Here is a 13,715-nt window from a genome sequence, read left to right as displayed (position 1 = left end):
ACTCGGATCGACGGCCTGACCAGCAGGCCACGATCAAGGGATCACACCATGCTCACCACCCTCGCCACCGCAACCGTGGCCGCCCACGCCGGACCCTGGGCGGCCGGCTTCGGCTGGGTCTTCTTCCTCATCCCGCTGTTCTGGCTGCTCGTGGTCGGACTCATCATCTTCGGCGTGAGCCGCGGGCGCCGCCGGTACTGGGCCAACGGCAGCCCCGAGGGCTACGGGCCGCCGTGGGCGCGCACGGCCACCGCCGAGCAGACGCTCGGCCAGCGATTCGCGAACGGCGACATCGACGAGACCGAGTACCGCGCCCGCCTCGAGGTGCTGCGCGCGAACCGGCCGACCGCCTAGCTGCGCGAGCGGTCGCACACGCCAACCCGACCGAGCGGCCGCAGACGAGAGGGGCGGATGCCGCGGCATCCGCCCCTCTCGTTCTCAGGTCACTCGGCGAGCACCTCGTGCAGGGCCTCGGCCTGGTGCCGGTGCCCGATCGTCTCGAACGCGACCACCACGACGACCGGCGCGAACGCGGCGATCAGGATTCCGGCGGGCAGGCTCGCCCCGCCGGCGACCGCGAGCACGGCGACCGCGAGCACCGCGAGGCTGCCGGCGAAGACGACGAGGTGGAACGGGTCGGAACGTCGCAGCAGGTAGGCGTAGAGCAGGAACAGCATGGCGAGGAACACCGCGACCGGCACGGCGATCGTGAGCAGCGCCTCGACGTCGCCGATGTGCGCGTCGCCGGCGATCACGTTCGCGGCGACGTGCAGGCCGGCGCCGGTGGCCGCGAGCGACCCGAACACGATGAGGTGGCCGTATCCCCACACGTACGAGCGGGAGCGGAAGGCGGCGAGCAGCCGACCCGACGGCACCGTGAAGTAGCTCCACCACAGGCCGAACACGAGCAGCGTGCCGCCGAGGGCGACGCCGGCCGCCTCGGTCGACCAGCCCTGCTCCTGGACGACCGCCGAGATCGCGAGGATCGTGCCGAGCACGATCTCGCCGAGCGTGATGATGACGAGCAGGCTGTACCGCTCGGCGATGTGGTGCGGATGCCACGGCGTCTCGCCCCCGCGTCGCTCGGCGATCGGCGGCACGATCGTCTCGCAGACCCCGAGGACGAACATCAGGCCGAGCGCCATCACGAACGGCGGGTCGAGGAAGATCATCGCGATCCACGCCACCTGGATGATCCCGAGGCCGACCGCATAGCCGTGCGCCGTGCGCCGCGCCGACGGATCGTCGTGCGCGATGCGCAGCCACAGCGCGATCGTCGAGATCCGCATGACGACGTACCCGGCGATCACGACCGCGTTGTCGACGTGCTGGCCCTCGTCGATCGAGTGGAAGAAGTCGGGCAACCCGAGGGCCAGCACGAGCACGCCGAGCATCTGCACCATCGTCGCGATGCGCACGAAGACGCCGTCGTTGTCGTACGCGGAGGCGAGCCACGAGTAGTTGATCCACGCCCAGCAGATCGCGAACACGGCGAAGACGAAGGCGATCGCGGCCGTGCCGAAGTGCCCGATCTCGAGCAGGTGCGCGGCCTGGCTGCCCGCCTGGCTGAACGCCACGACGAAGGTGAGGTCGTAGAGCAGTTCGAGGGGCGTGGCCGCGCGGTGCGACTCGTCGGGATCTCGCCCGACCATGCGGCGCAGGCGGTGGTGGAGCGGAGGCTGGACGGTCGCACTCATGCCGTCATCGTGGCACGGTTCGCACCGTCGACGAGCGGATGCCGCGGCATCCGCCCGTCGAACGGGGCCGTCGCGTGGCATCCGCCCGTCGAGGTGGCGTGCGATCGGCGTCAGCGCGAGAGCAGGAGCGCCTCGCCCTGGCCGCCGCCGCCGCACAGGGCGACGGCCGCGCGCCCGCCGCCGCGACGCGAGAGCTCGAGCGCCGCGTGCAGGGCGAGGCGCGCGCCCGATGCGCCGATGGGGTGGCCGAGCGCGATGGCGCCGCCGTGCACGTTGACCTTCGCGGCGTCGAGGTCGAGGTCGCGGATCGACTGCAGCGAGACCGCGGCGAACGCCTCGTTGATCTCGACGAGGTCGAGGTCGGATGCCGCGAGTCCCTCGCGTTCGAGGGCGGCGGCGATCGCGTTCGAGGGCTGCGAGTGCAGCGAGTTGTCTGGGCCGGCGACCTGACCCGAGGCGCCGATGAGGGCGAGCCAGGGGAGTCCGCGGGACTCGGCCCACTCGCGGCTCGCGACGACCACCGCGGCCGCGCCGTCGGAGATCGGGGACGAGTTGCCCGCGGTGATCGTGCCGCCCTCGGCGAACGCGGGGCGCAGGCGGCCGAGCACCTCGGCCGTGGAGTCGGGGCGCACGCCCTCGTCGGCGGTGACGACGATCGGGTCGCCCTTGCGCTGCGGCACCTCGACCGGCACGATCTCGTCGTCGAACAGGCCGTCGGCCTGGGCGGCGCCGGCCCGCACGTGGGAGGCCGCGGCGATCTCGTCCTGCTCGGCGCGAGTGAGGCCGTACCGCCCGTTGAAGCGTTCGGTCGACGCGCCCATCGACTCGCGGTCGAAGGCGTCGGTGAGTCCGTCGTGCGCGGCGTGGTCGAGCATCTCGACGGCGCCGTACGCCCAGCCCTTGCGGGAGCCGGGCAGCAGCAGCGGCGCCTGCGTCATGGACTCCTGGCCTCCGGCGACGACGACGGACGCCTCGCCGAGGCGGATGAGCCGTGCGGCGTCGGTGATGGCCGCGAGGCCCGAGAGGCACACCTTGTTGATCGTGACCGCGGGGACGCGCCACGGGATGCCCGCGGCGACGGCCGTCTGCTTGGCGGGGTTCTGGCCCGCGGCGGCCTGGAGCACCTGGCCGAGGATCACCTGGTCGACGTCGTCGGGGGAGACGCCGGCCTTCGCGAGCGCGCCGCGGACCGCGACGGCGCCGAGTTCGACGGCGGAGCGGGTGCCGAGGTTGCCGCTCATGCGGCCGAACGGCGTGCGGGCTCCGGCGATGATGACGACATCGGTGGTGGGCATTCGGATGACTCCTTCGTCGGGGGTTGGCTGTGCGCTCCATCCATCCTACGATTCGGTTAGGGATCATTCACCGGATTGAGTCCGAAGTGCGGATCCCGTCTGCGTTCGACAGGGAGGTCGTGACATGACACTCGACAAGGTCGTCGGGTCAGCCGGCGAGGCAGTCGCCGACATCGCGTCGGGAGCGAGCCTCGCGGTGGGCGGATTCGGGCTCTGCGGCATCCCGATGGTGCTGATCGACGCGCTCCTCGCACGCGGGGTCGACGAGCTCAGCGTCGTGAGCAACAACTGCGGGGTCGACGACTGGGGTCTCGGCGTTCTCCTCGCCGCCCGTCGCATCCGCAAGATGACCTCGTCGTACGTCGGCGAGAACAAGGAGTTCGAGCGGCAGTACCTCTCGGGCGAGCTCGAACTCGAACTGACCCCGCAGGGCACCCTCGCCGAGAAGCTCCGCGCCGGCGGCAGCGGCATCGCCGCGTTCTTCACCCAGACCGGCGTGGGCACGCAGGTCGCCGAGGGCGGGCTTCCGCGCCTCTATGGCGCCGACGGGTCGATCGCGGTCGCGAGCCCCGCCAAGCCCGTGCAGACCTTCTCGTTCGGAGGCCGCGACCGCGACTTCGTGCTCGAGGAGGCGATCACCACCGACTTCGCGCTCGTGCACGCGCTCCGCGGCGACCGACACGGCAACCTCGTGTTCGACAAGTCGGCCCGCAACTTCTCGCCGCTCGCCGCGATGGCCGGCCGCATCTGCATCGCGCAGGTGGAGCACCTGGTCGAACCGGGCGACCTCGATCCCGATGCCGTGCACCTGCCGGGCGTCTTCGTCGACCGCATCGTCGTCGTGGGTCCCGACGTCGAGAAGCGCGTCGAACGCCGCACCGTGCGAGAGGAGGCCTGACATGGCGCTGACCAGGTTCGAGATGGCCGCCCGTGCCGCGCGAGAGCTCGCCGACGGCTCGTACGTGAACCTCGGCATCGGCCTGCCGACCCTCGTGCCGAACTTCGTGCCCGAGGGCGTGACGGTCGTGCTGCAGTCCGAGAACGGGATCCTCGGCGTCGGGCCGTACCCGCGCGAGTCCGAAGTCGACCCCGACCTCATCAACGCGGGCAAGGAGACCGTGACGGTGCTGCCGGGCGCCGCCTACTTCGACTCCGCCACGAGCTTCGGCATGATCCGCGGCGGCAAGATCGACGCCGCGATCCTCGGGGCCATGCAGGTCTCCGCCGGCGGCGACCTCGCCAATTGGATGATCCCCGGCAAGATGGTCAAGGGCCCGGGAGGCGCCATGGACCTCGTGCACGGGGCCCGCCGCGTGATCGTGCTCATGGAGCACGTCGCGAAGGACGCCTCGCCGAAGATCGTCGACGCGTGCTCGCTGCCGCTCACCGGCCGGGGCGTCGTCGACCGGATCATCACGGATCTCGCCGTCATCGATGTGACGCCCGACGGACTCGTGCTCGTCGAGTGCGCGCCGGGGGTGAGCGTCGAGGAGGTCGTGGCCGCCACCGAGCCGCCGCTCGACACCTCGAGGGCCGCCTGAGCGGATGCTGAGGCATCCGTTCGATGGAGGCGCCGTGCCCACCGGCCGGAACTAGACTTGCCTCGTGCCTGCAGTCAATCTCGGAATGCCGAAAGTCCCCGAAGTCCTGGCCCCGCGACGCAAGTCCCGCCAGATCAAGGTGGGCAAGGTGCTCGTCGGCGGCGACGCCCAGGTGTCGGTGCAGTCGATGACGACCACGCCCACCACGAACATCAACGCGACGCTGCAGCAGATCGCCGAGCTCACGGCGTCCGGCTGTGACATCGTGCGCGTCGCCGTGCCGAGCCGCGACGACGCCGAGGCGCTGCCGATCATCGCCAAGAAGAGCCAGATCCCGGTCATCGCCGACATCCACTTCCAGCCGAACTACGTGTTCCAGGCGATCGACGCCGGCTGCGCGGCGGTGCGCGTCAACCCGGGCAACATCCGCAAGTTCGACGACAAGGTCGGCGAGATCGCGGCGGCCGCGAAGGCCGCGGGCGTGAGCCTGCGCATCGGCGTGAACGCGGGGTCGCTCGACCCGCGCCTGCTCGAGAAGTACGGCAAGGCGACGCCCGAGGCGCTCGTCGAGTCGGCCGTCTGGGAGGCGTCGCTCTTCGAGGAGCACGACTTCCACGACTTCAAGATCTCGGTCAAGCACAACGACCCGATCGTCATGGTCAAGGCCTACCGGCTGCTCGCCGAACGCGGTGACTGGCCGCTGCACCTCGGCGTCACCGAGGCCGGCCCCGAGTTCCAGGGCACGATCAAGTCGGCGACGGCGTTCGGCATCCTGCTCGGCGAGGGCATCGGCGACACGATCCGCGTCTCGCTCTCGGCGCCCCCGGCGCAGGAGGTGAAGGTGGGGCTGCAGATCCTGCAGTCGCTGAACCTCCGCGAGCGCAAGCTCGAGATCGTCTCGTGCCCGTCGTGCGGTCGCGCGCAGGTCGACGTCTACAAGCTCGCGAACGACGTGACCGACGGACTCGAGGGCATGACCGTGCCGCTCCGCGTCGCTGTCATGGGCTGCGTCGTCAACGGCCCGGGCGAGGCTCGCGAGGCCGATCTCGGCGTGGCGTCCGGCAACGGCAAGGGCCAGATCTTCGTCAAGGGCGAGGTCATCAAGACCGTGCCCGAGTCCGAGATCGTCGCGACGCTCATCGAAGAGGCCAACCGCATCGCCGACGAGATGGGTGCGGATGCCCCGGTCGGCAGCCCGCAGGTGCTGACCCCGTAGCGGTCGGCGAGTCGCCTCGGTCCGCGTCAGCGCGGGTGGACCAGTGCGCGCAGGCGCGGTGAGTCCGGCGCGAGGGCGTATGCGACGGTCACGGCCGACCGGATCGCGCTCTCGTGCGAGTCGACATCGTGCATGTACAGCCCAGCGAGCCACAGGCCGTGCTGCCCGTTGAGGCCCTTCAGAGTCGCCTGCGCGTCGAAGTACTCGGGGGTGATGCAGCCGTGCTCGTAGGTTGCGAGCGCGAACAGCGGTTCGGGCAACTCGTCGTCGTGCGTGATCCAGCTCTTGAACACGGGTTCGTCTCGGCGCGGGTTCCAGGCGCTGAGTGAGCTGTGGGTGCCGTCCCACCTCGCGTTCACGACCGACCAGGATGCCTCGTCGCGCGGCATGAGCCTGCGGTCGCCGTGGATCGCGATGCGCGTCTCGAACGTGCGGAACCGACCGAGGTGCTCGCGCATGTGCTCGAGCCCCGGGACGCCGTCGATGAGCTCGCCGGCCAGCCGGGCGTTGCACGCGAGCACGACGCGATCGAACTCCTCGTGCGCGCCGTCGGACGTCTCGACGAGGAAACCCTCGCCCGCGCGGGAGAGGCGCGTGACCGCGGCATCCGTTCGCACCCGGGTGCGTTCGAGCGACGCGACGAGTGCGTCGACGTAGACCCGCAGGCCGCCGGGGATCTCGCTCTGCACGGGCGATCGGAGTCCGCCGTCGGCATTGACGCCCAGGTAGTAGAGGGCGTTGTACGCGGCGAACCCGAGGAACTCGTCGCGTTCGACGCACCAGAACGAGAGCAGGAGCGGAACGAGCACGTCGTCGGCGAACGACTTCGGCAGCCGGCACTGCTCGAGGTACTCGGCGACCGTGATCGACGTGTCGCGACGAGCGAGGAACGGTGGGATGCCGGTGAGGAACCTCCGGAATCGCAGGAGCGTGCCGAGCGATGCGGGGGCGAGCGAAGGCCACGCGATGCGTCCGCCGCGGATGGGCGGCATCGCGAGCGACCGGCCCGACGTGGTGTCGGCGACGGTGATGGTCGCCGGATACGACTCGCGGGCCACGCCGAGCGCGTCGAGCAGCCGGTTGAACGTCGCGTAGGCGGGGCCGGGGGAGAAGAACTGGAAGCCCGCGTCGACCTGGATGTGCTGCCCGTCGACCTCGACCGTGCGGGTGTCGGCGTGGCCGCCGAGCCGGCTGTCGCGCTCGAAGAGCGTGACGTCGTGGTGGCCGTCGAGCAACCAGGCGCTCGTCAGTCCCGCGGCGCCGCCGCCCACGACGGCGATGCTCATCGACCGTTCCGTCCGAGGGGAGGCTGCACGCGCTCACGATAGCGCGCCGTGCGGTCGCACGAGGCGCCACGGAACGGCCGAGGTTGACAGGGACGCAATAACGATATATCGTTGACGCATCACAGAACTTCTGTGAGTCATCTTTCAAACCGAACGAAAGGATGTGTGCGCATGACTCGCGAACACTTCATCGAATCAGATCACCGAGGCTTCGGCCGTCGACACGACCGGATGTCCCACCACGACCACCAGCGCGGCGAGGGCCGCTTCCACCACGACCCCGCCTTCGGCCGCCCGCACCACGGGCCGGGCGCGTGGGGCGACCCCGCCTTCCCCGGCGGCCCCGGCTTCGGCCCGGGCTTCGGCGGACGCGGCGGCCGTCGCCGCTCCAAGGGCGACGTGCGCGCAGCGATCCTCTCGCTGCTCGCCGAGAGCCCGAGCAACGGCTACGCCATCATCAAGGCCGTCGCCGAGAAGACCGAGGGCGCCTGGCGCCCGAGCCCCGGCTCGGTCTACCCGACGCTGCAGCAGCTCGTCGACGAGGATCTCATCGTCGCCGTCGGCGAGGGCCGCAAGACCGAGTTCCAGTTGACCGACGAAGGCCGCGCGTACATCGCCGAGCACGAGGACGAGATCGCCGGCGCTTGGGCCTCCGTGCCCAAGCCCAGCGAGTCCTCGACCGAGCTCTTCCAGGCGCTCGGCAAGCTCATGGGCGTCGCCGGTCAGTTCCGTCACGGAGCGACCGACGAGCAGCGCGCGGCCGCCGCGGCGAAGGTCGACGAGGCGCGCAAGGCGCTCTACCTCATCCTCGCCGAGTGATCCGGCTCGCCGGTGCGGAGCGATCCGCACCGGGAGCGTCATCGAGGGCACCCGACGGCACGACGCCGACGGGTGCCCTTCGTCGTGTCCGGCGAAACGTGCGCCGGATGGCGCGTCCCGATCAGGGGAGACCCTGACGAAGTCCCTCGAGCCCGCTCCTAACGTGACGACCGTCCGGTATCCACCCGCGGACCGGACGACCGAGACCCGCTCCCCACGGGCCCCACGAACGGAGCGAACATGTCCACCCAGCTGTCCCCGCGAGCCCGCTTCGGGCTCGTCACCGGCGCCGTCGCGACCATGACGGCCCTCGCCTTCGCGCTGGCCCCGCTGCCGGCGCTCGCCGACGACGCGGTTCCGGATCCGCCGCCCGCCGCCGCGGCCGAGTCCACCGAGGCTCCGGATGCCGCGGCCATCGTCGTGCCCGAGCCGGCGCCCGCCGAGGAGCCGGCCGACGCGGCAGCTCCCGAGCCGGCCGCCCCCGAGGCCGCAGCCCCCGACGCAGCCGTGATCGAGGCCCCGCCGGCAGTGACGCCCGCGGTCGAAGCGCCCGCCGAGGCGCCCGCGGATGCACCCGCAGGTACGTCGGCCGACGTGCCGGCCGACGCACCGGCCGGAGACTCGTCGACCGCAGGCGTGCCCGAGGTCGTCGTCGCGGCTCCCGAGACCACCGTCGAGGAGACCCTCGCCGAAGCGGTCGAGGAGCCCACCGTCACGCTGTTCGCCGCGGCGGCCGCCGGACCGGTCGTGGCCGCACTGCCGGTCCCCGGCAGCCCGTGCTACCCGGCCGTCTGCATCACGAACGGCACGATCCTGCTGGCGGTGAACCCGACCGGCGAGCTCAACACCTCGGACGCGACGGGTTCGGCCGCCGGACCCGGCGACGCCGGGCTCGCCTACCTGCCCACGGGCAACGACTCGACCTCGCCGGGCTGCCTGTGCGAGGGTTGGGGCGTCGGCGATCCCGCCTCGGGGGTCTGGGGCGGAGCCGATCTCGACACCGAAGGCCCGGGCGGCACGAACCTCGAGGTGGAGTCCTTCGAGTTCACGGGCTCGACGGCGACCTCGGTCGTCGTGGTGCGCGACGCCGCGAGCGCGCCCGTGTTCCGCGTGACCCACCAGTACATCCCCTCGCCCGCGACGCCGAACCTCTACCAGGTGAACGTCATCATCGAGAACATCTCGGGGGCCACCATCGCCACGGTGCAGTACCGGCGGCTGATGGACTGGGACATCGAGCCGACCGCCTTCAGCGAGTTCGTCACGATCCAGGGCGGCTCGGCGACCGCGCTGTTCTACACGAGCGACGACGGCTTCGCGAGCCCGAACCCGCTGTCGGGCCCGTCGAGCATCATCTTCGAGGGCAACGGCGTCGACCAGGGCCCGGGCGACATCGGGGCGCTGTTCGACTTCCGGTTCGGCGCGCTCGCGCCGGGGGCCTCGCACTCGTTCGTGACGTTCTACGGAGCGGCCGCGACCGAGGCCGAGGCGAACGCCGCGCTCGGCGCGGTCGGGGCGGAGGCGTACTCGTACGGCCAGAGTTCGCTCGATCCCGCGACCGGCACGCCGAACACGTTCATCTTCGCGTTCGGCAACATCGGCGGTGCTCCGCTGTTCTCGCCGTCGGGTGCGCCCCTCCAACCGGCGCCCGCCGTGGCTCCGGTTGCCGCCGCTCCGGTCGCCGCCGTGGCTGCGCACGACGTGACCGAGCTCGAGGACGTCACGCCGAGCCTCGCCTCGACGGGCACCGAGCTCGCGCTGCCCGGCCTGCTCGCGCTGGCCGCGCTCCTGCTCGGCGGCATCGCCGTCGCGGCCGGAGCGGTGGCGCGGCGCCGCAGCGCCTGATCCGACACCGGGAGCGGGCGGGGCCGAGCGCCTCGCCCGCTCCTCGTACGTCCGCCCCGACGTCAGGACGCCTCACGAACACCGGTTTCGATGGCGACATCCGACGCTCACTAGAATCGTCGGGTGCCCACACGCCTCACCAACTACTTCCTCCGCACGCTCCGCGAAGACCCCGCCGACGCCGAGGTGGCCAGCCACCGCCTGCTCGTGCGCGCGGGGTACATCCGCCGTCAGGCCCCGGGCGTGTTCGCCTGGCTGCCGCTGGGCCTCCGCGTCAAGGCCAAGATCGAAGCGATCATCCGCGACGAGATGACGAACGCGGGCGCGCACGAGGTGCACTTCCCGGCGCTCCTGCCGCGCGAGCCTTACGAGGCCTCCGGACGATGGGAGACCTACGGCGACGGAATCTTCCGCCTGCACGACCGCAAGGGCGCCGACTACCTGCTCGCACCCACGCACGAAGAGGTCTTCACGCTGCTCGTGAAGGACCTCTACAACTCCTACAAGGACCTGCCGCTCTCGATCTACCAGATCCAGGACAAGTACCGCGACGAGGCCCGCCCCCGCGCCGGCCTCCTGCGCGGCCGCGAGTTCACCATGAAGGACGCCTACTCGTTCGACATCTCCGACGAGGGCCTCGAGGTGAGCTACCAGGCCCAGCGCGACGCCTACGAGCGCATCTTCACCCGCCTGGGCCTCGAATACGTCATCGTCAACGCCGACAACGGGCTCATGGGCGGCGCGCGCAGCGAGGAGTTCCTGCACCCGACTCCGGTCGGTGAAGACACCTTCGTGCGCTCCGATGGCGGCTTCGCGGCCAACGTCGAGGCCTTCACGACGGTCGTTCCCGAGCCGACTCCGATCGACGGCCTGCCCGCGGCAGAGGTGTTCGACTCGCCGAACACGCCGACGATCGCCACGCTCGTCGACCTCGCCAACGCCAACCACCCCCGCCCTGACGGGCGCGAGTGGACCGCGGCCGACACGCTGAAGAACGTCGTGCTCGCGCTGACGCACCTCGACGGCACCCGCGAGATCGTCGTCGTCGGCCTGCCCGGCGACCGCGAAGTCGAGATGAAGCGCGTCGAGGTAGCGTTCGCCCCTGCCGAGGTCGAGCCCGCCACCGAGGCGGACTTCGCGAAGCACCCCGGCCTCGTCAAGGGGTACATCGGTCCGTGGTCGCCCGAGGGCGCCGTGCTCGGCGAGACGTCGGCCACCGGCATCCGCTTCCTGGTCGACCCGCGCATCGTCGACGGCACCGAGTGGATCACGGGCGCCAACCTCGACCAGAAGCACGTCTTCGGCCTCGTCGCCGGCCGCGACTTCGTCGCCGACGGCACCGTCGAGGCGTCGAACGTGCGCGCCGGCGACCCCGCGCCCGACGGCTCCGGCCCGGTCGAGCTCGCGCGCGGCATGGAGATCGGCCACGTCTTCCAGCTCGGGCGCTTCTTCGCCGAGGTGCTGGGCCTCAAGGTGCTCGACGAGAACGGCAAGCTCGCGACCGTCACCATGGGCTCGTACGGCATCGGCGTCACGCGCATCCTCGCGATCATCGCCGAGGGCAACAACGACGAGAAGGGTCTCGTCTGGCCCGAGTCGATCGCGCCGTTCGACGTGCACGTGGTCGCGACCGGCCGAGACGCCGTCGCCTTCGAGCTCGCCGAGCGACTCGCCGCCGAACTCGAACGCGCACGCCTCGACGTGCTCTACGACGACCGCCCCAAGGTCTCGCCCGGCGTGAAGTTCGGCGACGCCGAGCTCATCGGCGTTCCGCGCATCCTCATCGTCGGGCGCGGCGCGGCCGACGGCGAGGTCGAGCTCTGGAACCGCCGCACGGGCGAGCGACAGACGCTCTCCGCAGCCGACGCGGTCGCCGCGCTCACCGCCTGACGCACCGGCGGCGGCCGACCATGGTGGGCCGCCGCCGGGAGGAGCGCGGGTGAGGCCCGCGGTCACACCTTGGCGTAGCGCGCCCGCGCGAAGCAGTAGATGCCGTAGACGATGAGCCCCGCCCCGACGAGCCAGAGGATCACCTGGCCGAAGGGGAGCGCGGCCAGGCTCTTGAGCGCGGCGTCGAGGCCGCCGGCCTTCTCGGGATCGTGCGTGAACGCGGCGACCACGAACAGTACGCCCACCACACCGAGCACGATGCCCTTTGCGAGGTACCCGACGATGCCGAGCGTGCGGATGCCGCGGCCGACCGCGCCCGCCGGAAGCGACAGGTGCTTCTCGAAGCTCCGGCGAGCGCCGCTCACGATGAAGCCGACGCCGATGCCGACGACCACGAGGCCGACGAGCACGAGCAGGAACACTCCCCCGGGCGTGGCGAGCAGCGCGGCGCTCAGCGAGGTCGACGATTCGGAGGAGTCGGAGCTGCCGCCGAGGGCGTACACGAGCCCGGTCGTACCCGTCGCGAAGTAGGCCAGCGCGGTGCCGACGTCCTTGACGCGCTTGCCCCACTTCTTCTTCGTGTCCGGTTCCTGCTCGAGGAAGGCCCCGGCCACCTGCCAGACGCCGAGCGCGGTGAGGCCGAGGACGATCGCCCAGAGCACGACCGTGCCGAACGGCACCCGCGCGATCTGCTGCATGGCGCCGCCCTGATCTGCTTCGCCGCCGCCGGCGCCGACCGCCACCGACACGGCGATCGCACCGATCACGATGTGCACGACGCCGAGCACGGCGTAGCCCGCTCGGGCGAGGGTGCGGAAGGTCTTGGAGCGCTGGGCGGCGCTCGCGGTCGACTTCAGGGTGTCGGGGGTCATCGGCACAGCGTATCCACGGCGCGCCCCGCGCTCGGCCCCTTGCGCGGACCCCGCGGGTGAGGGTATCGGGAGCCTCGCCGAGGATCTCGTCGGCGGTCGTGAGGCGGAGGGTCGTCGCCGCCGGCGTGCAGGATCCCGTCTCGCGGAACGCCCGACATCCGCTAATCTAGAGAGTCGCCCGCAGGTGGGAGCGGCACTGAGAGCTGAATAGAGGAGGCCGGCCATGGATATCGACCTCAGCGTGCTTCGCATGATGGAGCGCGAGAAGGAGATCCCCTTCGATGAACTGGTGCAGATCATCGAGCAGGCCATTCTCATGGCCTACCTGAAGCACACGCACCCCGACCAGCACGGCCACGCGAACCCCGACGGGGCGCGGGCCGAGCTCGACCGCAAGACCGGTCACGTCTCGGTCTTCGTGCCCGAGCTCGACGAAGAGGGCAACGTCATCGGCGAGGCCGAAGACAGCCCGAGCGACTTCGGGCGGATCGCGGCCTTCGCCGCGAAGCAGGTCATCAACCAGCGTCTGCGCGACCTGGCCGACGACGCGGTGCTCGGCGAGTTCCGCGGCCGCGAGGGCGACATCGTCGCCGGGGTGATCCAGCAGGGCCCGAATCCCCGCATGATCCACATCGACCTCGGCTCCGTCGAGGCCATCCTGCCCCCCGAGGAACAGGTCCCCGGCGAGGAGTACCCGCACGGCCAGCGCATCCGCGTCTACGTCACGAGTGTCGCGAAGGGCGCCAAGGGCCCCTCGATCACCGTGTCGCGCACGCACCCCGCGCTCGTGCGCAAGCTCTTCGCCCTCGAGGTGCCCGAGATCGCGAACGGCGTCGTCGAGATCGTCTCGCTGGCCCGCGAGGCGGGCCACCGCACCAAGATCGCGGTTCGCGCGAACCAGCCCGGCATCAACGCCAAGGGTGCGGCCATCGGCGAGCTCGGGCAGCGCGTCCGCGCCGTCACGGCGGAGCTCGGCGCCGAGAAGATCGACATCGTCGACTACTCCGACGACCTCGCCACGTTCGTCGCGAGCGCCCTTTCGCCCGCGAAGGTGACGAGCGCGTTCGTCATCGACGAGTCGACTCGAGCCGTCCGCGCGCTCGTGCCCGACTACCAGCTCTCGCTCGCGATCGGCAAGGAGGGCCAGAACGCCCGCCTCGCCGCCAAGCTCACGGGCGCGAAGATCGACATCCAGCCCGATTCGGTCCTCGAGTCGAACTGAGTCGGTCGAGTCGAGTCGAGCCGGTCGGATCG

General features: G+C 71.1%; 12 protein-coding genes. 8 read left to right on the top strand and 4 right to left on the bottom strand.

The genetic code is table 11. The features are described 5' to 3' along the window. The first annotated feature begins 48 nt into the window (after positions 1-48). On the top strand, positions 49-354 hold the full coding sequence (locus tag ATC03_RS13360; RefSeq protein ID WP_067877980.1) for an SHOCT domain-containing protein: 306 nt from the start codon (positions 49-51) through the stop codon (positions 352-354). Positions 355-443: 89 nt separating this feature from the next. On the opposite strand, the gene ATC03_RS13355 is transcribed toward ATC03_RS13360, so the two are convergent. Both ATC03_RS13355 and ATC03_RS13350 read right to left on the bottom strand, forming a co-directional pair. Continuing rightward, positions 444-1,697 (bottom strand): low temperature requirement protein A, encoded by a 1,254-nt coding sequence (locus ATC03_RS13355; protein ID WP_067877977.1) that lies wholly within the window; start codon positions 1,695-1,697, stop codon positions 444-446. Between the two features lie 110 nt (positions 1,698-1,807). Further along, a complete protein-coding gene (locus tag ATC03_RS13350; protein WP_067877974.1) occupies positions 1,808-2,992 on the bottom strand; it encodes an acetyl-CoA C-acetyltransferase in 1,185 nt (394 codons plus the stop codon). 124 nt (positions 2,993-3,116) lie between these two features. Here ATC03_RS13350 and ATC03_RS13345 point away from each other — a divergent pair, with 124 nt between their 5' ends. The 3 genes from ATC03_RS13345 to ispG all read left to right on the top strand — a co-directional run bounded on the left by ATC03_RS13345 (position 3,117) and on the right by ispG (position 5,749). Next, positions 3,117-3,890, top strand: coding sequence for a CoA transferase subunit A (locus tag ATC03_RS13345; RefSeq protein ID WP_067877971.1), 774 nt, complete (start codon positions 3,117-3,119; stop codon positions 3,888-3,890). Position 3,891: 1 nt separating this feature from the next. After that, positions 3,892-4,533 carry a CoA transferase subunit B gene (locus ATC03_RS13340; protein WP_179947878.1) on the top strand — a complete coding sequence of 214 codons (642 nt, stop codon included), beginning with the start codon at positions 3,892-3,894 and terminating at the stop codon, positions 4,531-4,533. Positions 4,534-4,618: 85 nt separating this feature from the next. Continuing rightward, a complete protein-coding gene (ispG, locus tag ATC03_RS13335) occupies positions 4,619-5,749 on the top strand; it encodes a flavodoxin-dependent (E)-4-hydroxy-3-methylbut-2-enyl-diphosphate synthase (RefSeq protein ID WP_067877968.1) in 1,131 nt (376 codons plus the stop codon). A gap of 26 nt (positions 5,750-5,775) precedes the next feature. Here ispG and ATC03_RS13330 read toward each other — a convergent pair whose 3' ends face one another. Beyond that, complete coding sequence (locus ATC03_RS13330) at positions 5,776-7,035, bottom strand: FAD-dependent oxidoreductase (protein WP_067877965.1); 1,260 nt, start codon at positions 7,033-7,035, stop codon at positions 5,776-5,778. A gap of 231 nt (positions 7,036-7,266) precedes the next feature. On the opposite strand from ATC03_RS13330, the gene ATC03_RS13325 reads away from it, so the two are divergent. The 3 genes from ATC03_RS13325 to ATC03_RS13315 all read left to right on the top strand — a co-directional run bounded on the left by ATC03_RS13325 (position 7,267) and on the right by ATC03_RS13315 (position 11,589). Then, entirely contained in the window at positions 7,267-7,854 is a 588-nt protein-coding gene (locus ATC03_RS13325; RefSeq protein ID WP_067882174.1) for a PadR family transcriptional regulator, read from the top strand. A 240-nt stretch (positions 7,855-8,094) separates the two neighbouring features. Further along, positions 8,095-9,699, top strand: a complete 1,605-nt coding sequence (locus ATC03_RS13320) for a hypothetical protein (protein WP_067877962.1) — start codon at positions 8,095-8,097, stop codon at positions 9,697-9,699. A gap of 123 nt (positions 9,700-9,822) precedes the next feature. After that, positions 9,823-11,589, top strand: a complete 1,767-nt coding sequence (locus tag ATC03_RS13315) for a proline--tRNA ligase (protein ID WP_067877959.1) — start codon at positions 9,823-9,825, stop codon at positions 11,587-11,589. Positions 11,590-11,651: 62 nt separating this feature from the next. On the opposite strand, the gene ATC03_RS13310 is transcribed toward ATC03_RS13315, so the two are convergent. Further along, positions 11,652-12,461, bottom strand: coding sequence for a DUF1206 domain-containing protein (locus ATC03_RS13310; protein ID WP_152030956.1), 810 nt, complete (start codon positions 12,459-12,461; stop codon positions 11,652-11,654). A gap of 223 nt (positions 12,462-12,684) precedes the next feature. Between ATC03_RS13310 and nusA the strand changes: the two genes are divergently transcribed. Beyond that, entirely contained in the window at positions 12,685-13,683 is a 999-nt protein-coding gene (nusA, locus tag ATC03_RS13305; RefSeq protein ID WP_067877956.1) for a transcription termination factor NusA, read from the top strand. Positions 13,684-13,715 lie beyond the last annotated feature (32 nt).

The organism is Agromyces aureus (assembly GCF_001660485.1).
GTDB lineage: Bacteria > Actinomycetota > Actinomycetes > Actinomycetales > Microbacteriaceae > Agromyces > Agromyces aureus.
Note: the sequence above shows the minus strand (reverse complement) of the source record. Positions and strands in the feature narration are given on the sequence as shown.

Coding starts and splice junctions, on each gene's coding strand:
- ATC03_RS13330 (WP_067877965.1), bottom strand. CDS start 7,035: ATGAGCATCGCCGTCGTGGGCGGCGGCGCCGCGGGACTGACGAGCGCC.
- nusA (WP_067877956.1), top strand. CDS start 12,685: ATGGATATCGACCTCAGCGTGCTTCGCATGATGGAGCGCGAGAAGGAG.
- ATC03_RS13355 (WP_067877977.1), bottom strand. CDS start 1,697: ATGAGTGCGACCGTCCAGCCTCCGCTCCACCACCGCCTGCGCCGCATG.
- ATC03_RS13320 (WP_067877962.1), top strand. CDS start 8,095: ATGTCCACCCAGCTGTCCCCGCGAGCCCGCTTCGGGCTCGTCACCGGC.
- ispG (WP_067877968.1), top strand. CDS start 4,619: ATGCCGAAAGTCCCCGAAGTCCTGGCCCCGCGACGCAAGTCCCGCCAG.
- ATC03_RS13310 (WP_152030956.1), bottom strand. CDS start 12,461: ATGACCCCCGACACCCTGAAGTCGACCGCGAGCGCCGCCCAGCGCTCC.
- ATC03_RS13350 (WP_067877974.1), bottom strand. CDS start 2,992: ATGCCCACCACCGATGTCGTCATCATCGCCGGAGCCCGCACGCCGTTC.
- ATC03_RS13325 (WP_067882174.1), top strand. CDS start 7,267: ATGTCCCACCACGACCACCAGCGCGGCGAGGGCCGCTTCCACCACGAC.
- ATC03_RS13340 (WP_179947878.1), top strand. CDS start 3,892: ATGGCGCTGACCAGGTTCGAGATGGCCGCCCGTGCCGCGCGAGAGCTC.
- ATC03_RS13345 (WP_067877971.1), top strand. CDS start 3,117: ATGACACTCGACAAGGTCGTCGGGTCAGCCGGCGAGGCAGTCGCCGAC.
- ATC03_RS13360 (WP_067877980.1), top strand. CDS start 49: ATGCTCACCACCCTCGCCACCGCAACCGTGGCCGCCCACGCCGGACCC.